This is a genomic window from Corallococcus sp. CA041A (genome assembly GCF_003612075.1).
In the GTDB taxonomy this organism is placed as follows: domain Bacteria; phylum Myxococcota; class Myxococcia; order Myxococcales; family Myxococcaceae; genus Corallococcus; species Corallococcus exiguus.
On sequence record NZ_RAWF01000039.1, the window covers coordinates 20935 to 45103 of the forward strand.

A 24169-nucleotide genomic window follows, 5' to 3' on the forward strand; every position below is an offset into this window, starting at 1 on the left:
GTGACCGGACCGACCCCGCTGGCCCTGAAGGTGGTGCCTCCCCGTCCCAACGAGGACCGGCGGGCCGTCCTGCGCGAGCTGTATGTGAAGTACGGCGGCAGCGTGCGTGAGCGCTGCCGCTACCTGCTGAAGGACGCGAGCCGGGCGGAGGACGCGATGCATGACGTCTTCGCCCGCGCGCTCGTGCACGGGGAGTCGTTCCGGGCGGAGGCGTCTCCGCTGACGTGGCTGATGAAGATCGCCACGCACCACTGCCTCAACCAGCTGCGCTCGGAAGGGGCGGCGTGGAGGAAGTGGTTCGCGCGGGACGAGGCGGCCCGTTCGGAGGGCCATGGCGGCGCGGAGGCGATGGAGACGCGCGACCTGGTGCGCAAGCTGCTGGCCCGGGTGGACGCGGAGACGCAGGCGGCGGCGATCCACTACCACGTGGATGGGATGACGCTGGAAGAGGTGGCCGCGGTGCTGGGGCGTTCGGTGCCCACGGTGCGCAAGCGGCTGGAGCAATTCGCGGAGCTGGGTGGAGAGGAGCTGAGCGTCCGATGAGCGCGCACGAGTCGAACTGGACATTGCGCCGCCTGCACGCCGGTGAGCTGCCCACCCACGAGGCGAACCGCGTCCGGGAGCATGCGGAGGCGTGCGAGGCGTGTGGCTCGACGCTGAAGTCCTTCGCGGATGCGCAGGCCGCGTTCGAGGCGGACGTGCCCTTCGAAGGTTTCGAGGCCGGAGTGGAGCGGGCCCGCGCGAGGCAGGCTTCTTCGAAAGAGCCGGCGACGCGCTCGCAATGGGTCCGGCCGCTGATGGCGGTGGCGGCGTCCGTGATGGTGCTGGTACTCGCGCGTCCGCTGCTGGAGACCGGAGGGAGGACGGATCCCATCCCACCGCCCGTCGCGGGCAATCGCATCAAGGGCGGCGCGGGCGCGGAGCTGCGAATCGGTGGAGGCGTGGATCCGCAGCGGGTGGCGAGCACGGAGGCGCCGGAGGCGTTGCAACCCGGTGAGCGTGTGCGGCTGGGCTACACGGCGGACGCGTTCCGCTACGTGGCGGCGCTGTCGGTGGATACGCAGGGCGAGGTGACGCCGCTGTATCCGGAGTCCGGGGACAGCCTCGCGGTGGAGCCGGGCGCGGGACAGCACTGGCTGCCGGAGAGCGTGGAGTTCACCGGCGCGGGTGCGGAGCGCGTGGTGCTGGTGCTGACGGACGCGCCCGTGTCCATGGATGCGCTGAGCGACGCGGCCCGGAAGTCCTTCGTCGCGGCGGGCCGGGACGTCACGCGCATGGCGCCGCTGGACGTGGCGGGCGCGCAGACGCAGTGGATCTTGCTGAAGCCATGAGCGACGGCCCCGTGAGACAGGTGCTCGCTCCCGTGGCGGCCTGGGCACGGGCCCTGGGCTCGGCGATGCGGGCGTCGATTCCCGCGCTGGTGCTGGCCTCCACCGCCGCGCACGCGGACACGCTGCACCGCTTCGCGCTCATCGCGGGCAACGACACGGGCGGAGCGGACACGCGGCCCTTGAGCTACGCGCGCGACGATGCGCGCAAGATGCACGACCTGCTCACGCGGCTGGGCGGAGTGTCCCCGGCCGACGCGAAGCTCCTCCTTGATGACGACGCGAAGGACTTCCTCGTCGCGCTGTCGGAGCTGGAGCAACGGGCCCGCGCGGCCCAGGCTCGCGGCGAGCGCACCGCGCTGTTCGTCTACTACTCCGGCCACGCGAAGGACGGCGCACTGCGGCTGGGTGATTCGCGGCTCGCCTTCGACGCGCTCAAGCGCCGGCTGGCCGACGCACCCGTGGACATCCGCATCGCCATCCTCGACTCCTGCCGCTCCGGCGCGCTCACCCGCACCAAGGGCGCTCGCAAGTCCCCGGCCTTCGATGTGGAGTCCGGCGCGGCACGCGATGCGCGGGGCGTCGTCATCCTCACCTCCAGCTCCGCGGACGAGGACTCGCAGGAGTCGGACACGCTGGGCGGCAGCTACTTCTCCCATCACCTGGCCAGTGGCCTTCTGGGAGACGCGGACCGCAGCGGCGACGGACGCGTGACGCTCTTCGAGGCGTATTCGCACGCCTACGCCCGCACCGTCGCGGACACGGCCGACAGCAGCGCGGGCCCGCAGCACCCCACGTTCAGCTACGACCTCGCTGGCAACGGAGACCTGGTCCTCACCGACCTGCGCGCGAGCGCCGAAGGACTGGTCGTCCCCGGCAACGCCCCCGCGGGCTCCTACTACTTCGTGGATCCGGGCGGCCTCGTGGTCGCGGAGCTGGACAAGGCCGTGGATACCGAGCGCCGCGTGGCCCTGGCCCCCGGCACCTACCGCGTGAAGCGCCGGCTCAGTGACCGGCTGCGCATTGGCGAAGTGGAAGTCGCGCGTGGACGCACGACCATCCTGCAGGAGCCGCGCTTCAAGGACGCGCCCTTCTCCGACGACCCCGTGAAGGGGGCGATGCTGGACAAGGGCGCGTGGTGGGCGTTCGGCCTCACCGGCGGCTTCCAGTCCTTCTTCGACCCCCAGACGCGCCAGTCCCTCTTCCTCTCCGTGCCCCTCTTCGGCGCGGAGGCCGAGCTGCACGACTACTTCCGCCGCGACTGGGTCTGGGGCTTCGACGCAGCGGTGGGCGGCACGAATGGCGTGCTGTCACTGCCCACGCTGGCGGGCCCGGCGTACCGCTACTCCGTGGTGAACGTGGGCACCAGCCTCACCGCCGAATGGCCCGTGGGCCGCTTCGCCCCCTTCGTAGGCGTGCGCGTCGCGTACCTCATCATGGGCCGCAAGTTCGACGACGCGGCGTTCCCGGACCAACGCTTCGCCATGGTGTCTCCGGGCCTGGCGACGGGCGCGAGATTCCAGCTCACGCGCAAGCTGAACCTCACCGCGCGCAGCCGCCTGCAGTACCTCCAATACACCGTCGACGCGCAGCGCTCCCTGGGGTTCTGGGAACTCGCCGCGCTCCTCACGTACCAGCCATGAGGGAGCACGTGATGCGAACCTTTGCCCTGGCCCTCCCCTGTCTCCTCGCGGTCGCGTGCGGCGGCGACTTCTCCAACGACGACCTGGAGTTCCAGAACGCCCTGCCCCAGCGCGAGGATCTGGCCGCGAAGCTGCCGGACACCGCCCGCTCCGGCCAGGGCCTGGGCACTCAGGCCCAACGGCTGAGCGCGTCGCAGGTGCTGGGCGGCACATCGCCTCTCGCGCTTCAGGCCTATGCGGCGGGCACGCAGTTCAACACCAGCGTGGACGGCCTGCTCGCCCTGCTGGAGCTGTTCCGCAACGCCCCGCCCACCACGCGCGAAACCGACCAGCGCATCTGGGGCCCCTTCCCCTCGGACGACCACCCGGGCCACGAGCTGCGCTTCGTGATGGAGCGCCAGGGCGCATCCTTCGCGTACCTCCTCCAGTTCCGTCCCCAGGGCGGTGGCGAGGACACGTGGTGGACCTACCTGCCCGGCACCTTCAAGGCGGACGGAGGCATCCGCAAGGGGACCGGCACGCTCGCGCTGGACCTCAAGGCGGCCCGCGCGCACGGCTTCGACACGGGGGACGCGAAGACCGTGGACCGGCTGGACATCGACTACCAGACCCGGGCACTGCCCACGCGCGTGGAGCTGCTCTTCACCGGCGCGGGCGCCGCGACCCCGAACACCCGCTATGCGTCGCGTCAGACGCCCGAGGGCCTGGGGGAGATGGCGTTCCGGTTGCCGAACACGGACCTGATTCCTGGCGGGCTCCTGGAGACGCTGGACATCCTGGCGCGCTGGACGCCGGATGGCCGGGGCGTGCTGGTGCTCAACATCCTGGACGGGGACGCGAAGGGCGCGCAGTACACGGAGTGCTGGGACGCCCGGACGCGCATCACCTTCATGCAGCGCAACTGGGACTTCATCACCCCCACCGAGGGCGACCGCCGCACCTGTCCGGACGTGTCCGCGCTGGACCCGAAACCCTGAAGAGGCCGCCCGCGCTTCGCCCGGGCTTAGGGCCGGACAGCAGCCGGGCGGACAGTCCCGGCCCCTTGGAAGGTGACGCGCGGGGTGGATTCTCTATGCTGGCGGCGGTTTCCCGCGCCCCCATGCCCAACTCCTCGCTTCTCACCGTCTTGAAGAGCCGGCGCATCTGGCTCCTGATGGCCGTCGGCTTCGCGTCCGGCCTCCCCCTGTGGCTGACCGGCGTCACGCTGTCCGCGTGGATGAAGAACGAGGGGGTCAATCTCAAGACGATTGGCATCTTCAGCCTGGTGGCGCTGCCCTACACCTTCAAGGTGCTGTGGGCGCCGCTGATGGACCGCTACACCCTGCCCTTCCTGGGCCGGCGGCGCGGCTGGATGCTGCTCACGCAGGTGCTGCTCATGGGCGCCATCGCCGCCATGGGCCTGGTGAACCCGAAGGACACCCCGATGGCCATGGCATGCATGGCGGTGGTGGTGACGTTCCTGTCCGCCAGCCAGGACATCGTCGCGGACGCGTGGCGCACGGACATCCTCACCCTGGAGGAGCGCGGGCTGGGCAACTCGCTGTACGTCACCGGCTACCGGCTGGGCATGCTCGTGGCGGGCGGGCTCGCGTTCATCCTGTCGGACCACCTGGGCTGGTCCCAGACGTACTACGTGATGGGCGTGCTCATGGGCGTGGGCGTGGTGGCCACGCTGCTGGCCCCGGAGCCCCAGAGCGTGCGGCCTCCGCGCAACCTGGCGGACGCGGTGGTGCGGCCCTTCGTGGACTACTTCCGCCGCGAGTACGCGCTGGGAGTGCTCGCGTTCCTGGTGCTCTACAAGCTGGGGGATGCCATCGCCGCCAGCATGGTGACGCCGTTCTACATCGAGCTGGGTTTCTCCAACACGGAGATTGGCGCGCTCAGCAAGACGTTGGGCATGCTGGCCACCATCGGCGGCGGACTGCTGGGCGGCGTGCTGATGGTGAAGCTCAGCATGCGCCGCGCGCTCTTCATCTTCGGCGCCGCGCAGGGCCTTACCAACCTGGCCTTCATGGCCCTGGCGCTGGTGGGCAAGAACGACCTGATGCTCGCGGCAACCATCGCCGTGGACAACGTGTGCACGGGCCTGGGCGTCACGGCGTTCGCGGCCTTCATCATGTCGCTGTGCCACAAGAGCTTCAGCGCCACGCAGTACGCGCTGCTGTCCGCCCTGGGCACCATCGCCAACCGGCTCATCGGTTCCGTGTCCGGCTACCTGGCCACGTGGATGGGCTGGCCCACCTTCTTCGCCTTCACCGCCGCGGCGGCCATCCCCGCGCTGGTGCTGCTGACGTTCCTGCCGGAGAACGCCGCCCAGCCGAAGGAGGACGAGCCTCCCGCGCCCGAATCCATCCCGCCCGCGTCGTCTTCCGCGGCCTCCGTCGCCGTGGCGCGCTGACAGCTTCCGGACACGCCTCCCCGTCCCGACAGCCCGCGCCCCGCCCGCTACTGGACGGAGCGCGTCAAGACGGGTGAGGCGCGCGACAGGGCCACGACTTGGGCTCCCCTCCCAGAGCGCGCGCGGCTAGGGTTGCCTCGACATGGCCCACCCCTCCGCTGGCAAGCCCCTTTCGCGCGACCTGCTGATCAATCCCGAGAAGCTGCGCGCGCAGTACTACGACGACACGCCCGACGCGTCCGTGGCCGAGCAGCGCGTGGCCTTCGGCACCTCCGGTCACCGGGGCAGCGCCGCGCGCCGGAGCTTCAACGAGGCGCACATCCTCGCGGTGGCACAGGCCCTGTGCGAGTACCGCAAGCAGCAGGGCTATGACGGCCCACTCTTCATGGGCATGGACACGCACGCCCTCTCCGAGCCCGCCCAGCGCACCACGCTGGAGGTGCTGGCCGCCCACGGCGTGGAGGTCCGCTACACGGACGGCGCCACGCCCACGCCGGTCATCTCCCACGCCATCCTCACGTACAACCGGGGCCGCACGAGCGGGCTCGCGGACGGCATCGTCATCACCCCGTCCCACAACCCGCCGGAGGACGGAGGCATCAAGTACAACCCGCCCAACGGCGGCCCCGCCGACACCAACGTCACGTCGCTGGTGGAGAAGCGCGCCAACGAGCTGATGGCCTCGGGCAACAAGGGCGTGCAGCGCGTCCCCTACGAGAAGGCGCGCGCGAGCGCCACGGTGAAGCCCTACGACTTCATCACCCCGTACGTGGCGGACCTGGCGAACGTGGTGGACCTGGACGTCATCCGGGGCGCGAAGCTGAAGCTGGGCGCGGATCCGCTGGGCGGCTCCAACCTCCAGTACTGGGAGCCGATCGCTCGAAAGTACGGCCTGGACCTCACGGTGGTGAACCCCACCGTGGACCCCACCTTCGGCTTCATGCCCGCGGACCATGACGGGAAGATCCGCATGGACTGCTCGTCGCCGTACGCGATGGCGAACCTGGTGAAGCTCAAGGACCAGTACGCGCTCGCGTTCGGCAACGACACGGACTCCGACCGCCACGGCATCGTCACCCGCAGCATGGGGCTGATGAACCCGAACCACTACCTCGCGGTCGCCATCAACTACCTCTTCCGCAACCGCCCGGGCTGGAAGGCGGACGCGGCGGTGGGCAAGACGCTGGTGAGCAGCAGCCTCATCGACCGCGTGGGCAAGGACCTGGGCCGCCGCGTGGTGGAGGTGCCGGTGGGCTTCAAGTGGTTCGTGGACGGGCTCCTGGACGGCTCGCTGGGCTTCGGCGGCGAGGAGAGCGCGGGCGCGTCCTTCCTGCGCAAGGACGGCACCGTGTGGACCACGGACAAGGACGGCATCATCCTGGACCTGCTCGCGGCGGAAATCCTCGCGCGCACCGGCAAGGACCCCGGCGAGCACTACCAGGAGCTGGCGAAGAAGTTCGGCGCGCCGCTGTACACGCGCATCGACCAGCCGGCCACGTCCGCGCAGAAGGCGGCGCTGAAGAAGCTGTCGCCGGAGGCGGTGAAGGCCACGTCGCTCGCGGGCGAGCCCATCCTCCAGCGCCTCACGCGCGCGCCGGGCAACAACGCGGACCTGGGCGGCCTCAAGGTGACGACGGAGAATGGCTGGTTCGCCGCGCGTCCGTCCGGCACGGAGGATGTGTACAAAATCTACGCGGAGAGCTTCCGCGACCAGGCGCACCTGGACGCCATCGTCCAGGAGGCGCGCGCCATCGTCTCGGAGGCGTTCGCCGGAAAGTAGGCGTGGACTCAGGCGCCTCGCGCGGGCTTCGATGCCGCGCGAGGAGCCCCACCGCCCATGGACGTCAAAACCATCCTTCAGTACGTGCTCGCGCTGTTCATGGTCGTGGCGGGGGTGAACCACTTCCTCAAGCCCCGCATGTACATGCGCATCATGCCGCCGTACCTGCCCCGGCCCCGGGAGCTGGTGCTGCTGAGCGGCGTGGCGGAGGTGCTGCTGGGCATCTTCCTGCTGGTGCCCGCCACCACGCGGCTCGCGGCCTGGGGCCTGGTCGCGCTGTTCGTGGCGGTGTTCCCCGCGAACATCTACATGGCCCAGCACCCGGAGCAGTTCCGGAAGATTCCCCGGGGCATGCTCTGGGCGCGGCTGCCGCTCCAGGTCGTGCTCATCGCCTGGGCGCTCTGGTACGTCTGAGCACGCCGGAGCCTCGTCAGCGCCAGAGCGGCGCGTGGTCCTCGATGTACTGGCGCACCGTGCGCGTGGGACGGCCCAGCAGGTAGGTGAGCGTGGGGTCCACCTGCTCCGCCTTCCCGAAGCGAAGCCCCACGTGCATCAGCGTCTGCATGCCCAGCTGGCCCCATGACAGCCGGCGCTGGTGCAGGTGGCGCACGTAGCCGGGCACCGACGCGGGCACGTAGCGGATGGGCCGGCCCAGCACCTCCGACAGCACGGACGCGACTTCCTCGAACGACACCGCCTCCAGGCCGGTGAGCGTGAAGGCGCGGTTGCGCAACGACGTGTCCAGGAGCGCCCGCGCCGCCACCTCTCCCACGTCGCGCACGTCCACGAAGGCCACCTTGCCGTGGCCCGCGGGCATGTAGAGCCGGCCGTCCTGGCGGATGTCCTCGCGGTACGCGTCTCCCAGGTTCTGCGCGAAGAACGCCGGGCGCAGCAGCGTCCACCCGACGCTGGAGCGCATCAGGTGCTCCTCCACCGCGTGGTGCGGCGCCCACGCGCGCGTCTCCGCACCCGCCATGGACAGGAACACCACCTGCTTCACGCCCTGCGTGGCGGCCGCGTCGATGAACGCGTTGAGCGTCCCTTCCGCGTGGGCGATGGCGGGCGGATGCATCAGGAACACGCCCCGCACGCCCTCCAGCGCGGGGAGGAACGTCTCCGGCCGCAGGAAGTCCAGCGGCGTCGGCATCACGTCCCCGTCCATCTCCTTGAGCAGCGACACCGTGTGCTCCGGCGACTTCACCGCCGCGCGCACCGCCACCCCTTCGGCCAGGAGCGCGCGCACCACCGCACGCCCCACGTTGCCCGTGGGCCCCGTGACGAGCACCGGCCCACTCACCACGGCCAACCCTCCGCAACCCGCCGGACCCGGCCGGCGCCAGACGACGCTCCTGCGCTCATGCGGAACTCCTCCCACCCACCCGCCACCCCGGAAACCGGCCGGCGACGGGGTGATTTAGACCCACTCTGGCGTCCCATTCCCTACTCGTGAAAACGCACCCGTTTTGATCCGTTGCGGCCTTCGCTCTCAAATTCCGGAAGTTGAGAATGAAGCGTACGTCAGCCAACACCTCGTGTGTGGGATGGTCGGCTGCCGAGCACACGGCAGGGGGTGGAGGGCGGGCAGGGAGGCGGTGCCTGGCCAGGCCCCCGGTGGAGCTTCTGGCCCGCCATCCTTCCTTGACTGATCCGAACCCGCTCTTTAGGTTGAGAGGCTTCCACCGGCTCAGTCAGAGCCAAGAAGGATGTTCCATGGCCCGCGTTACCGTTGAAGACTGCCTTCCCTACGTGGACAACCGGTTCGCGCTGGTGCTCCTGGGCGCCAAGCGCGCGCGCCAGCTGATGGCCGGCGCCCGGCCCATCATCGAGACCTCGAAGAACAAGCCGCCCGTGCTCGCCCTGCGCGAGGTCGCCACCCAGCGCGTGAAGTTCGACCGCGACGTGCGCGAGGCGCTGTCCGGCAAGTACGTGGGCGAAGAAGGCAAGAAGTAGCCTTCCGACCTACCCCGGCTCCTTCCCCTCCATGGGGGGAGGAGCCCCGGGCGCCAGGCCCTGGGCGCGCATCCACCGCAGCGCCCGGCCGGCGACGGCCTTCTCACCCTTGTAGCCCAGCGCCGGAATCAGCCCCTCGAGCGGCATCCAGCGCACCTCGTCCACCTCCACGCGCGGCCCCGGCAGCGGCCCCAGCTCTCCCGCCTCGTAGCGGAAGAGGAAGAAGTGGACGCGCTTGAAGATGCGCTGCCCCCGGAACTGGTAGACGTAGCGGATCTCCCCCAGGGGCGCGAGCAGCGCCACGGCGGTGAGGCCCGTCTCCTCCTTCACCTCGCGCCGCGCGGTCTGCTCCGGCGTCTCGCCGGGGTCCACGTGGCCCTTGGGCAGCGCCCACAGGTGACGCCCGTGCGGACGGATGACGGCGACCTCCCAGGCCCCGTCCTGGAAGCGGATGACAATGCCTCCTGAGGACGCCTCGCGCGGCATGCCTCCACCCTACCCGATGCAGGCGGCGGCCGGGACCCTCAACCGCCGTGCGCGAAGTGGCGCAGCTTGGCCTCCGCCCCCAACCGGTAGGCATAACGCAGGTCGCCGAGGAGCCGGTCCAACCGCCGGCTCAGGACATGCCCCATGAGCCGCGCGCAGAAGCGCCGGGACAGCCGGTTCGCCTCCTCGTAACGCCAGCGCTCCTCCACGGACAGCAGGGGCTGGTACGCGACCTGGTCGAAGAGACGCCCCAACAGCTCCCGCGCCCACCCGGCCACGCCTTCACCCCAGCGGTGCATGAGACACACGACGAACTTGTCCACCTCCGCCTGGGCCTCCAGCTCCAGCAGCGACACCGTGCGCTCGTAGTGCGCCGTGTGCGCGACGTAGAGGAAGTGGCTGACCCCTTCGGTCACCTGGCAGTACCCGTCCAGGTCGCCCTCCAGCACGGAGCCCAGGGGGCTGCTCGCGTAGCGCTCCATGCGCTCGCGCAGGCCGGGGTCCAGGTAGAGCGCCACCTCCAGTTCGCCTCGGGCCTCCAGCACCAGCAGCTCCTCCGGCGCGCGCCCGGTGCCGCCCAGGAGCGCGGCGACCTCCGCGTCCACGACCACGAAGGCCTCCGCGCGGGCCTCGCATTTGAAGCCGTAGATGGCCTCCAGGTGGGCCTGGAGGCGCCCCACGAGCGGGAAGTCCCCGGCGTCAGTTGGCAAGTGGCCCCTTGCGCGGGATCCAGCCCGCGTCCACCAGCACGCGCTCCAGCTTGTCGTTGCCCGTGCGCACCCAGGACTCGTAGACGCGCAGCGCGCCCGCGGGCCCCGCGCTCACCAGGCCGCGCGCGCTGATCTCCTCCAGCACCTCCACGAGCGAGCGGAACTTGTCGCACAGCTCGCGGTACACGCCGGTGAAGCCGCCCGCGGGCACCAGCTCCGCCACCTGCCCGTAGGCCGCGCCGCCCATCTGGATGTAGTAGTCCGGACCCACCATCCCCTGCTGCAGCGCGCCGGAGAAGAAGCCGACCTTGTAGAGCGACACGTCGCCCAGCCGCCGCAGCGTGCGGATGCGCTCCTCGCGCTCCTGCTGCAGCGAGCGGTGGTACAGCTCCGCCAGCGGCTCGTGGTCCCGCCGGCCCTCCGCGTCACGGACGAACAGCTTGTCCGTGGCCGCGAACTCCGCCAGCAGGTTCACCAGGTAGAACTCGGTGGACTCGCCCAGCGCCACCCGCTGCCGGGCCGCGACCTCCAAGAGGAGCTCCCGGAAGAACTCCTTCAGCGAGGAAGAGGACGTCACCAGTCCGCTCATCGAGCACACCTCCCGGATGAAGCCTGAAAGGCCTCCGGGCCGGCGCCCGGACCTTCCAGGACACGCTTCCGACAAGCGTAGCCATGTCGCAAGGCGTTAGCAAAACAGACCCAAGTCTTATCAAGCACTTACGCTGGCACTCGCCCGGGGCGAGTGCCAACGTCCGGACACCCCACACGGCCTGGCGGGCAGGTGTGACAGGTGGGAATGTTTTTCGGAAAAGCCCAATCAGGACGGGAGTTTAGCGGCATCCGGACAGATGTCCCGACGTCGCTTGACGAGGTGAAGTCCCTGGTTATTATCCGCCGCGCCTGGGCGTTAGCACTCAGTAGGTGCGAGTGCCAACGCCGGGGCCCACAGGACCTTTCAATCACCCCTGCGGCATCCCGGTCCGGACCTTCCGTCCGCCTCCGGCAGCCGCGATTCACAGGAGCAAGCCATGAAGATTCGTCCCCTGCAGGATCGGCTCATCATCAAGCGCGTCGCCGAGGAGAACAAGACCAAGGGCGGCCTCTTCATCCCCGACACGGCGAAGGAGAAGCCGCTCGAGGGCAAGGTGATCGCCGTCGGTAACGGCAAGGTGCTGGAGGACGGCAAGGTGCGCGCCATGGACATCAAGGCCGGCGACACCATCCTCTTCAGCAAGTACGCGGGCACGGAGATCAAGCTGGACGGCGAGGATCACCTGATCCTCCGCGAAGAGGACGTGCTGGGCATCATCGAGAAGTGAAGCCCGCCGTTCGTCTTCCCACTCACAACTTCTAGAGGTTTCAGACCATGGCGAAAGACATCATTTTCGAAGTGCGCGCGCGTGACGCGATCCTGCGCGGCGTGAACATCCTGGCCGACGCGGTCAAGGTGACCCTGGGGCCCAAGGGCCGCAACGTCGTCATCGAGAAGAGCTTCGGCTCCCCCACCATCACGAAGGACGGCGTGACGGTGGCGAAGGAAATCGAACTGGAGAACAAGTTCGAGAACATGGGCGCCCAGATGGTCAAGGAGGTCGCCTCCAAGACGTCTGACGTCGCGGGTGACGGCACCACCACGGCCACCGTGCTGGCGCAGGCCATCTTCCGCGAGGGCGCGAAGCTGGTCGCCGCGGGCCACAACCCGATGGACATCAAGCGCGGCATCGACAAGGCCGTCGCCGCCATCATCGCCGAGCTGAAGACGCTGGCGAAGCCGACCAAGGGCAACAAGGAGATCGCCCAGGTTGGCACCATCTCCGCGAACGGTGACACCACCATCGGCCAGATCATCGCGGACGCGATGGAGAAGGTCGGCAAGGAGGGCGTCATCACGGTGGAAGAGGCCAAGGGCCTGGACACCACCCTGGACGTCGTCGAGGGCATGCAGTTCGACCGCGGCTACCTGTCCCCGTACTTCGTGACGGATCCGGAGCGCATGGAGGTCGTGCTGAACGACCCCCTCATCCTCATCCACGAGAAGAAGATCTCGTCGATGAAGGACCTGCTCCCCATCCTGGAGCAGGTGGCGCGCGCCGGTAAGCCCCTGCTGATCATCGCCGAGGAGGTCGAGGGCGAGGCCCTGGCCACCCTGGTGGTGAACAAGATCCGCGGCGTGCTGAACGTGGCGGCGGTGAAGGCGCCGGGCTTCGGCGACCGCCGCAAGGCCATGCTGGAGGACATCGCGGTCCTCACCGGCGGCCGGATGATCGCCGAGGACCTGGGCATCAAGCTGGACACGCTGACGCTCCAGGACCTGGGCCGCGCGAAGCGCGTCACCATCGACAAGGACAACACCACGGTCGTCGACGGCGCGGGCAGCCAGTCGGAGATCGAGGCGCGCGTGAAGCAGATCCGCGCCCAGGTCGAGGAGACATCCAGCGACTACGACCGTGAGAAGCTCCAGGAGCGCCTCGCGAAGCTCGTGGGCGGCGTGGCCGTCATCAACGTGGGCGCCGCGACCGAGACGGAGATGAAGGAGAAGAAGGCCCGCGTGGAAGACGCGCTCAACGCGACCCGCGCGGCCGTGGAAGAGGGCGTCGTTCCTGGCGGCGGCGTGGCGTACATCCGCTGCCTCAAGGCCCTGGACACCCTGAAGGTCGCCGACGGTGAGAAGTCCGGCGTGGACATCATCCGTCGCTCCGTCGAGGAGCCGCTGCGTCAGATCGTCGGCAACGGCGGCCTGGAGGGCAGCGTGGTGGTGAACAAGGTCAAGGAGGGCACGGGTCCCTTCGGCTTCAACGCCGCCACGGGCGTCTACGAGGACCTGCTGGCCGCGGGCGTCATCGACCCGGCCAAGGTGAGCCGCACCGCGCTGCAGAACGCGGCGTCGGTCGCCTCGCTGATGCTCACCACGGAGGCCATGGTCGCCGAGCGCCCGAAGGCGGACGACGACAAGGGCGGCGGCGGCGGTGGTGGCATGGGCGGAATGGGTGGCATGGGCGGTATGGGCGGCATGGGCATGTAGTCGCCCCACCCGTCCCCAAGCAGTCCAGGGGATGGACTTGATGGCCTCCGGCGCCCACCAGGGTTCCGGGGGCCGTCGTGTTTTCAGGGACCAGGCACAAGGGAAGGCCCGTGGCCACCCGTGCAACGGCCCCTTAGGTTTGGCATCAAGAGAGCCAGGAGGAATTCCATGAAGCCCGTGAAGATCTACACGACGACCTACTGTGGCTTTTGTGTGCGCGCGAAGGACCTGCTCAAGCGCAAGGGCGTGGCCTACGAAGAGGTGGACGTCACCGGAGACGACGACGCCCGCACGAAGCTGGTGGAGATGAGCGGCGGTCAGCGCACCGTGCCGCAGATCTTCATCGGCGACACGCACGTGGGCGGCTACTCCGACATGGCCGCGCTCGACCGCGAGGGCAAGCTGGACCCCATGCTCCACGCTTGAGCAGCCAGGCGGCCGGGCCCCGTGCCCGGACGCCACCCGCGTTCCCCGTGCCTACCTTCTTCGCCAAGGCACTCACCCCTTTCACGGGAGGAACACCATGGCGGGCGGACAGGAAGTCACGGGGACCCGGGATGAACACCACGACCTCATCAGCACGCTCTACCACCTGCTCAAGGGCGCGTCGGTGAGCGCGCAGTACCTGCGCGACGCGGAGGCCGCGGGGGACCAGGAGCTGGCGCAGCTCTTCCGCGACTGGCAGGACGAGCAGCGCAACCTGGCCGAGCGCGCCAAGAACCTGCTGGGCACGCGCATGGTGAACGCGCAGGCCGGCACGGGCCGTGCGGCCACGTCGGGCGCGGAGCCCAAGAGCACGAAGCGCAGGACGAACGCGGAGGTGCCGACGCGCGAGGTGAAGGGCCCCACCAACGCGAGCGTGCGCTCCGGCGGAAGCCCCGGCGACGACGAAGTGGACGAGCAGTCCAAGGAGTCGTTCCCCGCGAGCGACGCACCCTCGAAGTACTGAGGCGGGGGGAAATCCGGAGGGCAGGCCCGACGTCCCTGGTTGGGGCGGCCGGGCCCCTTCTGTCTTCATCTTCAACGGACGTTTCCGCGTCTACTTGTTCCACTTGCCCCCTGTGTGCAGTCCCCCCTAAAGAGGCGGGATTGAGGGCGACGAGGGGTGTTTTTGCCCCCCACGCCCCGTTGCGACCAGGGGTCCGTGACCATGATTGACAGACCGGATGTCACCGAAACCGTCCACGCGGAGCGCGAGGCCCAGGCCACCCGCGTCCCCCTTCACGAGTGGACGGTGGAGGTGGTGGGCGGTCCGGACAAGGGCAAGAAGGTCACCACCCGGGACTCGCTGGTGCGCGCGGGCTCCGACGCCGCGGGCGACCTGGTGCTGAGCGACCCGACGGTGAGCCGCCGTCACCTGGAGGTGGAGCGGCTGCCGCAGGGGCTGCTGCTGCGCGACACCGGCAGCCGCAACGGCACGTTCCTGGACGGGCGCCGCATCATCCAGGCCTTCGTCGCCAGCGGCGACAAGGTGGAGCTGGGCAAGACGAAGCTGGTGGTGAAGGTGGCCGCCCGCGCGACGGAGGTGGAGGTCGCCGGCGCGGAGTCCTTCGGGCAGCTCGTGGGCAGCTCGGAGAAGATGCGCTGGGTCTTCACGGAGCTGCGCCGCATCGCTCGCGAGGACATGAACCTGCTCGTCGAGGGTGAGACGGGCACGGGCAAGGAGCTGGCCGCGCGGGCGGTGCACCAGCACTCGCTGCGCCGCCACGGCGCCTTCAAGGTCGTGGACTGCAACCTCATCTCCGAGGAGAAGGCGGAGCGCGAGCTGTTCGGCGGGCTGCGCGCCGGGGAGAACGAGGACAAGGGCGCGCGCGGCATCTTCGAGGCGGCGCGCGGCGGCACCCTCTTCCTGGACGAGGTGGGCGAGCTGCCCATGTCCGTGCAGGGCAAGCTCTTGCGCGTGCTGGAGACGCGCGAGGTGCCGTCGCTGGACGGGCAGCCGGTGGCGGTGGACGTGCGCGTCATCGCCTCCACGCACCGCAACCTGGAGGAGGACGTGCGCCAGGGCCGCTTCCGCGCGGACCTCTACTTCCGGCTCGCGGTGGCGCGCGTGAAGCTGCCGCCCCTGCGCACCCGCCGCGACGACATCCCCACGCTGTCGCAGGCCCTGTCGCGCGGCATGAAGGCCGCGCTGGAGCTGACGCCGCAGACGCTGGCCCTCTTCGAGGGCTACGACTGGCCGGGCAACGTGCGCGAGCTGCGCAACGTGCTGGAGCGCGGCGCGCTGATGCAGGAGACGGGCAACACCAGCTGGCTGGACTTCCTGGCGCACGCGCCCAAGCTCACGGAAGGCACGGAGCCCGCCACCAACGTGGCCGCCATCGTCACCGGCATGCCGTACCACGAAGCGAAGGACCGGGTGCTCGCGGACTTCGAGCGGCTGTACTTCGCGGAAGTCATGCGCGAGGTGGCCTTCGACATGAAGGCCGCGGAGCAGCGCACCGGCCTGTCCATGCAGAGCCTCTACCGCCTGTTGAAGAAGAACGGGCTCCGCCTCAAGGACCTCAAGAACGCCGAGGGCCTGGAGAAGTGAGCGCCCGACCGCAGTCCCAATCACCCCAACCGGGAGAAAGCCTCACCATGCTGAAGCGTCTCGCCGTCGCCTCCGTCATCCTCACCGCCGCCTGTGCCGGCCAGCAGAAGACCGAAGCCACCGAAGGTCAGAAGCAGATGACCAAGGAAGAGCGGCTGCGCATCACCAACCAGCCCCCCTTCGACCTGGCGACCTGCTTCCCGCACGAGCAGACCCTGCCCACCCCCGCCAACGAGGGTGTCCTCGTGGGCGCGCTCCTGAGCGTCCGTCCGGACGTGCTGGAGTGCCTGGTGGACCCCGCCAACCGCGGCCCCGCGGCCAGCACCAAGGTGATGGTGAAGTCCACCGTCAACGCGCAGGGCGCCACGCACGCCGTCTCCGGTGAGAACCTCACCCCGGCCGGCACGGCCTGCATCCAGCAGGTGCTGGACACGCACGTGAAGCCCGCGGCGCTGGCGGCGGACGCGAAGCCGGTGGAGGCCTCGTACGAGTACGACCACGCCACCGCCAACAACCCCTCCGTCACCATGGGCATCAACGAGGGCTCGGACTTCTCCGGCACGGTGCGCCTGGCCCAGAAGAGCTGGTGTGACTGCTTCGCCGGCTTCAAGGCGTCCACGCCGCCGGTGCTGGCCGCCGACATCCACATCGTGAAGGGTCAGCCCAACCCGACGGAGGTCGTCTTCAAGCCCTCCGGCAGCACGGAAGGCGACCAGCTGGCGTCCTGCATGCAGGCGAAGATCGCCGCCATGCCCGCGACGACGACGGGCGAGCTGAAGTTCCCCTTCCGCTTCGTGTTCTTCAACTCGCAGGCCCCGGTGGAGGCCTCCACGACCATGCCGCCGGAGCTGCGCTTCTTCCAGCTGGAGCTGGCGCGCACCCAGACGGCCGCCGCGTCCGCCATCGCCTTCGGCGCGCGCACCAACGCGGCGGACACGTATGACGCCGTCGTTCAGAAGTACACCAAGACGAAGGACTACAAGCTCTTCGACGAGCTGTCCTCCAAGTGCCAAGCGCTGGTGGACTCCGCCGGCAAGTGGGTGGACGCGCTCAAGGCGCAGGAGACGGTGGACCAGACGACCCTGACGCTGGTGCAGCAGCTCAAGGCCCAGAAGGAAGACTGGGCCCCGGTGGAGACCGCCAGCCAGGAGGCCCTGGCCAACACCCAGAAGGACCTCTCCGCCGCCCAGCAGCGTCTGGCCGCGGACCAGGGCGCCTGCCCGAAGAAGAGCTACGCGCCGGCGAAGAAGAAGTAGTCCTTCGACGTTGAGCCGCTGAAATGACAACGGGCGCTCCGGGGAACATCCCGGGGCGCCCGTCTTCTTTTCAGCGACCAGCCCTGCCCTGCCCTGCCCCGCGCCCTTAAGACGCGGCGGGGACCTTGTCGTCATTGTGCGCGGAGGCCTCGCGCATCTTCACGCTGACGAGCTTGGAGATGCCGGGCTCCTCCATGGTGACGCCGTAGAGCGTGTCGGCGATCTCCATGGTGCGCTTGTTGTGGGTGATGAGGATGAACTGCGACTGGCTGCTCATCTCCTTCACCATGTCGTTGTAGCGGCCCACGTTGCCCTCATCCAGCGGGGCGTCGACCTCGTCCAGGAGGCAGAAGGGGGTGGGCTTGATGAGGAAGATGCCGAAGATGAGCGCCACGGCGGTGAGGGCCTTCTCGCCACCGGAGAGCAGGTTGACGCTCTGGAGCTTCTTGCCCGGCGGCTGGGCGACAATCTCCACGCCCGGCTCACCGTTGGGGCCCTCCTGCGTGAGGATGAGGCTGGCGCGGCCACCGCCGAACAGGCGCGGGAAGATGGCCTGGAACTTGTCGTTCACCACGTCGAAGGTCTGCTTGAAGCGCTCGCGGCTCGTCGCGTCGATGCGGACGATGGCTTCCTTCAGCTGGCTGATGGACGCCAGGAGGTCCTGACGCTGGGTGGAGAGGAACTCGAAGCGCTTGGACAGCTCCGCGTGCTCGTCGATGGCGGTGAGGTTGATCTCCCCCATCTTCTCCACCTGCGCGCGCAGGTCCTTGAGCTCGCTCTCCACTTCCGGCGAGAGCGGCGCCAGCAGGTGGTAGTTGTGCAGCTCCGTGGCCAGCTCCAGCTGGTAGCGCTCGCGGATGCCGGCGGCCAGGTGCTCCAGCTCCAGGCCAATCTCCTTCTCGCGCAGGGTGATTTGCGACAGGCCCTGCATGAGCTCGTCCAGCCGGCCGCGCAGCTCGCGGAAGGAGGTGTCCTGCTCGCGCACTTCCGTGGTGGCGGTGGTGTGCGCGGTGCGGCGGGCCTCCAGGGCCTCCGCGCCCACGCGGTGCTCCTCCGCCCGCTGCTCCTTGGTGGACTCCAGCTCCGCGAGCCGGCCCTGCAGCTGCTCCACCTTGGTGCGGCCGTCCGTCACCGTGGCCTGCAGGCGGCTGACGCGCGACTCCATGTCCCGGCGCTGCGCCACCAGGCTCTCCAGCTCCTTGCGCGCGGACTCACCGCGCTCGCTGCCGGCGGCCACCTTCACGCGCAGGCCCATCAGGTTCGAGGACGCGGTGTCCGCGCGCTGGCGCAGCCCCTCCAGCTCCCCGGCGTACTGGCGCACGCGCTCCTCGCGCGCCTCGCGGTCCGCCTGGCCGTGGGCGACCTCGCCGCGGCTGGACTCCTCCTCGTTGGTGAGCGCGGTGTGGCTCTGCGACAGCTGGCCCTCCTCGCCCTCCAGCGAGCGCAGCCGCTCGCGCACCCGGGCCAGGTCCTCGCTCGCCTTGTGGAGGTCCTTCTCCTGGCTGGCCAGGTTGACCTCCTCCGCGTGCTGCTCCTTGCCCAGGCCCTTGAGGACGGCCTCCGCCTGCCCCATCTGCTTCTGGAGCGTGTAGTGGCGGGTCAAAATCTCGTTGTAGCGCTCCTCCACCCGGGCCACTTCGGCCGCCAGCTCGGCGATTTCGCGCTTCTTCTGGAGCGCGCCCACCGCCGCGCCCTCGCGCTCACCGCCGGTGATGGAGCCGTCCGCGCGGAACACCTCGCCGTCCAGCGTGACGAGCGTGACGGGCACGGGGGTGGTTTCCGCGTACTCGCTCGCGGCGACCATGTCCTGGACGATGACCACGTCGCCCAGGAGCAGCTTGAGCACCGGCTCCAGCGCGGGCTCGCAGGACACTTCCTTGAGCGCGTGCGCCAGGACGCCCGGGCGCGAGAGGTCCGGCTCCACGTACGCCCGGGCCTGCTCGCCGGAGGGCACCGGCAGGAAGGTGCCGCGCCCTTCCGCGTGGCCCTTCAGGTACTCCACCAGCTCCACGCCCTTCTCGCGGCTGTCCACGATGACGTGCTGGAGCCGCTCGCCCAGGGCGGCCTCCACCGCGCGCTCGTAGCGCGCCGAATTCACCGTGAGGACGTCCGCCACCAGGCCGAAGATGCCCTGCTCGCGAGCGGCCTCCGCGGCGCGCACCATGACGGCGCGCACGCCCCGGTCGAAGCCGTCGTAGTTCTTCTGGATGTCCTCCAGGGAGGACAGGCGGCTGCGCTTGTCGCTCAGCTCCTCGCGCAGCGCGATGACCTGGACCTCGTTCTCCGTGAAGGCCTCGCGCGTGCGGGTGAGGGCCTCTTCTTCCTGGCCCCGGCGCTCGGCCAATTCGGAGGCCAGGTGGCGCGTGTCCTCCACGTGCCTGGCCGCCTGGGTGCGCACGGTGTCCAGCTCCTGCTCCTGGACGCGCAGGGCCTCCAGCTCACCGCCCAGCTTCGCGCGGCGCGCCTCCAGGTCCGTGCGCTGGCGCGCGAGATTGACCAGGTTGCTCTCGTGGTTCGCCAGGCGCGTGGCCACGGCGACCAGCCCGGCCCGCTCCTGCTCCAGGCGCAGGGAGATTTCCGTCTGGAGCACGGAGACGCGGCGCTGCTCCTCCAGGGCCACCGCCATGGCCACTTCGTCTTCCTTGTACGAGCCGGCGATGCCCGACAGCTCCGCCTCGCGGGCCGTCATGGTCCGCACGACTTCGGCCTGCCGCGCGAGCAGCGCGTCCAGCTCCGCCTGCGCGGACTCCACGCGCGCGCCGGTTTCCTCGAAGTCGCGGCGGCCGTAGGACAGCTCCTGCGCCTCGCGCTGCAGGGCGCTCTCCAGCGCGTGCACCTCTCCGGCGTACTGCTGGAGGGCCGCCCCTTCCGCGTCCAGCTCCGCGCGGCGCCGGGTGATGACCTCCTCCAGCTCCTTCACCTTGTCCAGGCCCTCGCGCTCCTCGCCGCCCAGGTTCTCCAGGCGAGACTGGAGCACGCGCTTCTCCGCCATCAGCTCCAGCGAGCGGTGGCTGGTGGAGTGCAAATCAATCTCCCGCATGCGCGCCTTGAGCTTGCGGTACTTCTCCGCCTTCTTCGCCTGGCGCGACAGCGTGTCGAGCCGCTTCTCCAGCTCGCCCGTGATGTCGTTGACGCGCAGGAGGTTGGCCTCGGTGGCCTCCATCTTGCGCTCGGCGGCCTTGCGGCGGGCCTTGTACTTGGTGACGCCCGCGGCCTCTTCCAGCAGGTGCCGGCGGTCCTCCGGCTTGCTGGAGACGATGAGGCCCACGCGGCCCTGCTCGATGATGGAGTAGGCCTTGGTGCCCACGCCCGTGCCGAGGAACAGCTCGGTGATGTCCAGCAGGCGGCAGAGCGTCTTGTTGATGAGGTACTCGGAGTCGCCGTTGCGGAACAGGCGCCGCGTCACCGTAATCTCGCTGAAGCCCTGGTACTGGGGCGCCAGCGTGTCCGTGTCGTCCACGAGGAAGGTGAGCGACACCTCCGCCATGGACAGGGGCGGCTTGTTCTCCGAGCCGTTGAAGATGACGTCTTCCATGCCGCGGCCGCGCAGGTTCTTCGCGCTCTGCTCGCCCATCACCCAGCGGATGGCGTCCACGACGTTGGATTTGCCACACCCATTGGGGCCGACGACCCCGGTGACGCCCTCGTCGAAGGAGAAGACGCTCCGCTCCATGAACGACTTGAAGCCGGTGATGTCCAGGCGCTTGATTCGCATGCCAGCGGGCTCCCTACAGGCCGACGGTGAGACGGGGTGAAAACGCGCGCGGGGCCGGAAAATCGGCTCCGCAGCGTTTGGCAGGAGTACCAACGCACCCCGCCCCGGATCAAGCGTGACCATGCCACGCATGACCCTATGTGCAGTGCTACAGGTTGGTGTGCGAGCGGCCTTGCACCACCCTTGCAAAGCAACCGACCCACCCTACCTTCCTCTTGATCTTTCTGGAGGCGTCCTACGTTTCAGCCCTTGCTCGCCATGTCGCTCCTCGTCGGTGCGTCCCCGACGTCCCAGGTAGCACCCCGGTCTGACATGGTCGTGGCGGCGGCGCCGGCCCCCTGTCCGAACCCCTGGTTTCCCATGGAGGAAGGCCTGTCGCTGACCTACCGGGCGGGCCGCTCGTCGGAGCTGGTGCTGGCGACGAAGGACGTCGCCCCCGCCGCTGACGGGACGGTGAAGGCCACGCTGGCGGTGAGCCTCAAGGGGCGCAGCGGCCAGACGGACCTGACCTGCGACTCCGAAGGCGTGCGCACGGGCCTGGGCGGCCTGGAGGGCACGCTCCTGTCCGCGTCCGGCATGGACGTTCAAGTCGTGAACGCGGAGGGCGCGGCCGTGCCGGCGCCGTCCGTGATGGTCCTCGGGGGCACCTGGAAGAACAGCCTGTCGGTGAAGCTCCAGCCGCCGGCCAGGAAGGGCGGCCTGCGCCCCATCATCGCCACGACCTTCGACAAGGAGGCCACGGTGGTGGGCGAGGAGGAGGTCACCGTCGCGGCGGGCACCTTCAAGGCGCTGAAGATCAAGAACATCACCACGGCGCGCGCCAGCCGCCCCGGCTCGGAGGGGCGCTCCATGGAGAGCTTCATGTGGTTCGCGCCGGACGTGGGCATCGTGAAGCTGACCACGGACGGAGAGACGAACCTGGAGCTGCTCAAGGTGGACCGGCCGAACGCCAAGGTGAAGCCGGCGGCCATCCAGGGCGGCGCGAAGAAGAAGGCCGTGAAGCCCACCAAGAGCTAGCGCTTCACCCCGTCTCGCCGGAGGGCACGGGCGGCTCCGTGGGGCGGCTGCCGTCCTTGGGCACCGCCGTGGGGCGCGACTGCGGCTCCACCGTGACGCGCACCACGCGGGGGCCGTCCACCTCCTCCACGAGGATGCGCCACATGTCGAGCTTGAGGCTGTCGCCCTTCTCCGGCACCCGGCCCAGCTTCGTCATCAGGTAGCCGGCGATGGTCGTCACCTCGCCCTTCTCGTCGTCGCTCAGGTCGAAGGTGACGTCCAGCTGGGCCTCCAGGTCGTCCAGCTGCGCGGTGCCGGGCAGCTCGAAGCGGCCTCCCGGCAGCGCCCGGACCTCCTCCACGCGCCGTCCCAGCTCCGCCACGTCGCCCACCACCTCCGCCACCACGTCCGCGATGGTCACGAGCCCGGACGTGCCGCCGTGCTCGTCCACCACCATGGCGATCTGCCGGCGCCGGCGGCGGAACTCCGTCAGGAGCTGCTCCAGCGTCGCGTTCTCCGGGATGAAGAGCACCGGGCGCTGCACCTGGGACAGGCTGCGCAGCTCGCCGCGCGACAGGAGGAAGAACAGGTCCTTCACGTTCACCACGCCCTCGACCTCGTCGAGGTTGCCCCGGCACACCGGCAGCCACGTGTGCCCGGACGCCCGCGCGTCGATGACGTTCCTGTCCAGCGCCTCCTCCACGTCCAGGTAGCGCATCTGGTTGCGGGGCACCATCACCTGCCGCGCCGTCTTCTGCGCCATCTCCAGCGCGCGCTCCAGCAGCTCCGCCCGCGCCGTGGTGATGGCGCCGGCCTGCGCGGAGCTGTGCAGGATGACGCGCAGCTCGTCCTCGTTCGTCGCCTCGTGCGACTCGCTGGCGGAGTGCAGGCCGAAGGCCTTGAGCACCAGCCCCGCCAGCCAGTTGAGCAGCCGGATGGCCGGGTAGAAGAGGAAGTAGAACGCGCGCATGGGCAGCGCCACCGCGAGCGTCGTCTGCTCCGCGCGCTGGATGGCGACGCTCTTGGGCGCCAGCTCCCCCATCACGATGTGCAGGAACGTGATGATGCTGAAGCCGATGATGCCCGCCGCGGTGGAGCCGTACTTCGCCGCCATCGCCTCCGGCAGCACCTTCTCCACCACCGGGTGCAGCAGGTGTTCGAACGCGGGCTCACCCAGCCAGCCCAGGCCCAGCGACGCGAGCGTGATGCCGAACTGCGTGGCGGACAGGTACGCGTCCAGCTCGGTCACCATCTTCAGGGCCGTGGACGCGCCGGGCGTGCCCTCGTCCACCAGGGACTGCAGGCGCGTGGCGCGGATCTTCACGATGGCGAACTCCGTCGCCACGAAGAAACCGTTCGCGACGACCAGCAGCAGCGCCAGCCCCAGGAAAACCCATTCCATGTGTGATTCCCTCAGAAGAGGGCTTCGAAGTCCGGATCGCCCTTGAGCACGTCGAACATGGGGTCCGCGGACAGCCACCCCAGGACCTTCTGCCGGTCCGCCGCCAGCGCCTTCTGCAGGTACTGGACGGCGTCCTTCGGACGGCCCCACAGCGCGTACAGCGCCGCCAGGTTGTAGTTGAGCAGGAGGTCTTCCGCGTTGAGCGCCCGGGCGCGCTCGTAGGCGCGCTCCGCTTCCGCGTAGAAGCCCTTCTGGGCGTAGCAGATGCCCAGGTCCAGCTGCGCCTCGAAGTTGTCCGGCTCCAGCCGCACCACTTCCTTCAGCTGGGTGATGGAGGAGCGGTAGTCCCCCTCATCCATCATCAGCGCCGCCAGCTCGTGCCGGGGGAAGGCGTCCTGCGGGTCCAGCTCGATGGCGGCCTGCAGCTCCCGCATCGCCTCCTCCACCCGCCCCTGGTCCGCGTAGGTAAGCCCCAGGTTCAAGTGGGCGTCCGGGTACTCCGGATCCAGCTCGATGGCTTCCTTGTACTCCTCCACGGCCATCTCGCTGGCGTGGGTGGAGAGGAAGCAGGCCAGGTTGTAGTGCGCGGTGGCGCTCTCCGGCTCCAGCTTGAGCGCGGTGAGGTACTCGCCCAGCGCCTCGCGGAACTGCTTCTTCTCCGCGTAGACCGTGGCCAGGTTGTCGTGCGCGTGCGCCGACGTGGGGTCCAGGTCGATGGCCTTCTTGAACTCCTTGACGGCCTCGTCCAGCCAGCCCCGGTCCGCCAGCTCGATGCCGCGGGTGTTGTGCTCATCGGACAGAGCGATGTTGTCCTTTTCCCGGGCCATGGGCGCGCGGCAATCTACGCGTCGCGCGTTTCCCCGTGCAAGGTAGAGTTTCCCCTTGCCCATGCGCCACGCCGCCCTGCTGCTCCTGCTGTCGCTTTCCGCCTGCCATCCCCGCCCCGTGAC

The 24169-nt window shown here is 69.5% G+C and carries 22 protein-coding genes; 15 read left to right on the plus strand and 7 right to left on the minus strand.

Annotated features, from left to right (window positions below; genetic code table 11):
- From D7V77_RS09875 to D7V77_RS09905, 7 genes are all read left to right on the plus strand, one after another.
- On the plus strand, positions 1-543 hold the full coding sequence (locus D7V77_RS09875; RefSeq protein WP_233596784.1) for an RNA polymerase sigma factor: 543 nt from the start codon (positions 1-3) through the stop codon (positions 541-543).
- Positions 540-1331 (plus strand): DUF4384 domain-containing protein, encoded by a 792-nt coding sequence (locus D7V77_RS09880; RefSeq protein WP_120576013.1) that lies wholly within the window; start codon positions 540-542, stop codon positions 1329-1331. The genes D7V77_RS09875 and D7V77_RS09880 overlap by 4 nt, the downstream gene beginning before the upstream one ends.
- Entirely contained in the window at positions 1328-2971 is a 1644-nt protein-coding gene (locus D7V77_RS09885) for a caspase family protein (protein WP_233596785.1), read from the plus strand. Before D7V77_RS09880 ends, D7V77_RS09885 begins: the two co-directional genes overlap by 4 nt.
- 11 nt (positions 2972-2982) lie before the next feature.
- Entirely contained in the window at positions 2983-3948 is a 966-nt protein-coding gene (locus tag D7V77_RS09890; protein ID WP_120576014.1) for a hypothetical protein, read from the plus strand.
- Positions 3949-4070: 122 nt separating this feature from the next.
- Complete coding sequence (locus tag D7V77_RS09895; protein WP_120576034.1) at positions 4071-5369, plus strand: AmpG family muropeptide MFS transporter; 1299 nt, start codon at positions 4071-4073, stop codon at positions 5367-5369.
- 142 nt (positions 5370-5511) lie between these two features.
- Positions 5512-7149: a phosphoglucomutase (alpha-D-glucose-1,6-bisphosphate-dependent) gene (pgm, locus tag D7V77_RS09900; RefSeq protein WP_120576015.1), complete on the plus strand. Its 1638-nt coding sequence runs from the start codon at positions 5512-5514 to the stop codon at positions 7147-7149.
- 57 nt (positions 7150-7206) lie between these two features.
- Positions 7207-7563: a DoxX family protein gene (locus D7V77_RS09905; protein WP_120576016.1), complete on the plus strand. Its 357-nt coding sequence runs from the start codon at positions 7207-7209 to the stop codon at positions 7561-7563.
- Positions 7564-7579: 16 nt separating this feature from the next.
- Here D7V77_RS09905 and D7V77_RS09910 read toward each other — a convergent pair whose 3' ends face one another.
- Entirely contained in the window at positions 7580-8449 is an 870-nt protein-coding gene (locus tag D7V77_RS09910; RefSeq protein WP_199733760.1) for an SDR family oxidoreductase, read from the minus strand.
- A 410-nt stretch (positions 8450-8859) separates the two neighbouring features.
- Between D7V77_RS09910 and rpoZ the strand changes: the two genes are divergently transcribed.
- A complete protein-coding gene (gene rpoZ / locus D7V77_RS09915; protein WP_120576017.1) occupies positions 8860-9099 on the plus strand; it encodes a DNA-directed RNA polymerase subunit omega in 240 nt (79 codons plus the stop codon).
- A gap of 9 nt (positions 9100-9108) precedes the next feature.
- Here rpoZ and D7V77_RS09920 read toward each other — a convergent pair whose 3' ends face one another.
- Genes D7V77_RS09920 through D7V77_RS09930 form a run of 3 tightly spaced genes read right to left on the minus strand, consistent with a single transcriptional unit; the run spans position 9109 to position 10884 of the window.
- A complete protein-coding gene (locus D7V77_RS09920; protein ID WP_120576018.1) occupies positions 9109-9585 on the minus strand; it encodes an NUDIX hydrolase in 477 nt (158 codons plus the stop codon).
- Positions 9586-9623: 38 nt separating this feature from the next.
- Positions 9624-10295: a hypothetical protein gene (locus D7V77_RS09925; RefSeq protein WP_120576019.1), complete on the minus strand. Its 672-nt coding sequence runs from the start codon at positions 10293-10295 to the stop codon at positions 9624-9626.
- A complete protein-coding gene (locus D7V77_RS09930) occupies positions 10285-10884 on the minus strand; it encodes a hypothetical protein (RefSeq protein WP_120576020.1) in 600 nt (199 codons plus the stop codon). The genes D7V77_RS09925 and D7V77_RS09930 overlap by 11 nt, the downstream gene beginning before the upstream one ends.
- 439 nt (positions 10885-11323) lie before the next feature.
- On the opposite strand from D7V77_RS09930, the gene groES reads away from it, so the two are divergent.
- The 6 genes from groES to D7V77_RS09960 all read left to right on the plus strand — a co-directional run bounded on the left by groES (position 11324) and on the right by D7V77_RS09960 (position 17106).
- Positions 11324-11614, plus strand: coding sequence for a co-chaperone GroES (groES, locus tag D7V77_RS09935; protein WP_014395362.1), 291 nt, complete (start codon positions 11324-11326; stop codon positions 11612-11614).
- Between the two features lie 47 nt (positions 11615-11661).
- Complete coding sequence (gene groL / locus D7V77_RS09940; protein ID WP_120576021.1) at positions 11662-13317, plus strand: chaperonin GroEL; 1656 nt, start codon at positions 11662-11664, stop codon at positions 13315-13317.
- A gap of 168 nt (positions 13318-13485) precedes the next feature.
- Positions 13486-13743: a glutaredoxin 3 gene (grxC, locus tag D7V77_RS09945; protein ID WP_120564118.1), complete on the plus strand. Its 258-nt coding sequence runs from the start codon at positions 13486-13488 to the stop codon at positions 13741-13743.
- Between the two features lie 97 nt (positions 13744-13840).
- A complete protein-coding gene (locus D7V77_RS09950) occupies positions 13841-14266 on the plus strand; it encodes a hypothetical protein (RefSeq protein WP_120576022.1) in 426 nt (141 codons plus the stop codon).
- Positions 14267-14467: 201 nt separating this feature from the next.
- A complete protein-coding gene (locus D7V77_RS09955; protein ID WP_120576023.1) occupies positions 14468-15850 on the plus strand; it encodes a sigma 54-interacting transcriptional regulator in 1383 nt (460 codons plus the stop codon).
- Between the two features lie 47 nt (positions 15851-15897).
- The gene (locus tag D7V77_RS09960) at positions 15898-17106 is read left to right on the plus strand and encodes a hypothetical protein (protein WP_120576024.1); all 1209 of its coding nucleotides are present in this window, start codon (positions 15898-15900) and stop codon (positions 17104-17106) included.
- A 106-nt stretch (positions 17107-17212) separates the two neighbouring features.
- Here the strand turns inward: D7V77_RS09960 and smc are convergent, their stop codons facing one another.
- Positions 17213-20821, minus strand: a complete 3609-nt coding sequence (gene smc / locus D7V77_RS09965; protein WP_120576025.1) for a chromosome segregation protein SMC — start codon at positions 20819-20821, stop codon at positions 17213-17215.
- Positions 20822-21181: 360 nt separating this feature from the next.
- Here smc and D7V77_RS09970 point away from each other — a divergent pair, with 360 nt between their 5' ends.
- Positions 21182-21838 (plus strand): hypothetical protein, encoded by a 657-nt coding sequence (locus D7V77_RS09970; RefSeq protein ID WP_233596786.1) that lies wholly within the window; start codon positions 21182-21184, stop codon positions 21836-21838.
- 4 nt (positions 21839-21842) lie between these two features.
- Here D7V77_RS09970 and D7V77_RS09975 read toward each other — a convergent pair whose 3' ends face one another.
- Both D7V77_RS09975 and D7V77_RS09980 read right to left on the minus strand, forming a co-directional pair.
- On the minus strand, positions 21843-23219 hold the full coding sequence (locus D7V77_RS09975) for a hemolysin family protein (protein WP_120576027.1): 1377 nt from the start codon (positions 23217-23219) through the stop codon (positions 21843-21845).
- Between the two features lie 11 nt (positions 23220-23230).
- Entirely contained in the window at positions 23231-24046 is an 816-nt protein-coding gene (locus D7V77_RS09980; RefSeq protein ID WP_120576028.1) for a lipopolysaccharide assembly protein LapB, read from the minus strand.
- Positions 24047-24169: the final 123 nt, after the last annotated feature.

Coding starts and splice junctions, on each gene's coding strand:
- rpoZ (WP_120576017.1), top strand. CDS start 8,860: ATGGCCCGCGTTACCGTTGAAGACTGCCTTCCCTACGTGGACAACCGG.
- D7V77_RS09890 (WP_120576014.1), top strand. CDS start 2,983: ATGCGAACCTTTGCCCTGGCCCTCCCCTGTCTCCTCGCGGTCGCGTGC.
- D7V77_RS09920 (WP_120576018.1), bottom strand. CDS start 9,585: ATGCCGCGCGAGGCGTCCTCAGGAGGCATTGTCATCCGCTTCCAGGAC.
- D7V77_RS09880 (WP_120576013.1), top strand. CDS start 540: ATGAGCGCGCACGAGTCGAACTGGACATTGCGCCGCCTGCACGCCGGT.
- D7V77_RS09970 (WP_233596786.1), top strand. CDS start 21,182: ATGGAGGAAGGCCTGTCGCTGACCTACCGGGCGGGCCGCTCGTCGGAG.
- pgm (WP_120576015.1), top strand. CDS start 5,512: ATGGCCCACCCCTCCGCTGGCAAGCCCCTTTCGCGCGACCTGCTGATC.
- groES (WP_014395362.1), top strand. CDS start 11,324: ATGAAGATTCGTCCCCTGCAGGATCGGCTCATCATCAAGCGCGTCGCC.
- D7V77_RS09975 (WP_120576027.1), bottom strand. CDS start 23,219: ATGGAATGGGTTTTCCTGGGGCTGGCGCTGCTGCTGGTCGTCGCGAAC.
- D7V77_RS09930 (WP_120576020.1), bottom strand. CDS start 10,884: ATGAGCGGACTGGTGACGTCCTCTTCCTCGCTGAAGGAGTTCTTCCGG.
- grxC (WP_120564118.1), top strand. CDS start 13,486: ATGAAGCCCGTGAAGATCTACACGACGACCTACTGTGGCTTTTGTGTG.
- D7V77_RS09895 (WP_120576034.1), top strand. CDS start 4,071: ATGCCCAACTCCTCGCTTCTCACCGTCTTGAAGAGCCGGCGCATCTGG.
- D7V77_RS09960 (WP_120576024.1), top strand. CDS start 15,898: ATGCTGAAGCGTCTCGCCGTCGCCTCCGTCATCCTCACCGCCGCCTGT.
- D7V77_RS09955 (WP_120576023.1), top strand. CDS start 14,468: ATGATTGACAGACCGGATGTCACCGAAACCGTCCACGCGGAGCGCGAG.
- smc (WP_120576025.1), bottom strand. CDS start 20,821: ATGCGAATCAAGCGCCTGGACATCACCGGCTTCAAGTCGTTCATGGAG.
- D7V77_RS09905 (WP_120576016.1), top strand. CDS start 7,207: ATGGACGTCAAAACCATCCTTCAGTACGTGCTCGCGCTGTTCATGGTC.
- D7V77_RS09885 (WP_233596785.1), top strand. CDS start 1,328: ATGAGCGACGGCCCCGTGAGACAGGTGCTCGCTCCCGTGGCGGCCTGG.
- D7V77_RS09950 (WP_120576022.1), top strand. CDS start 13,841: ATGGCGGGCGGACAGGAAGTCACGGGGACCCGGGATGAACACCACGAC.
- groL (WP_120576021.1), top strand. CDS start 11,662: ATGGCGAAAGACATCATTTTCGAAGTGCGCGCGCGTGACGCGATCCTG.
- D7V77_RS09980 (WP_120576028.1), bottom strand. CDS start 24,046: ATGGCCCGGGAAAAGGACAACATCGCTCTGTCCGATGAGCACAACACC.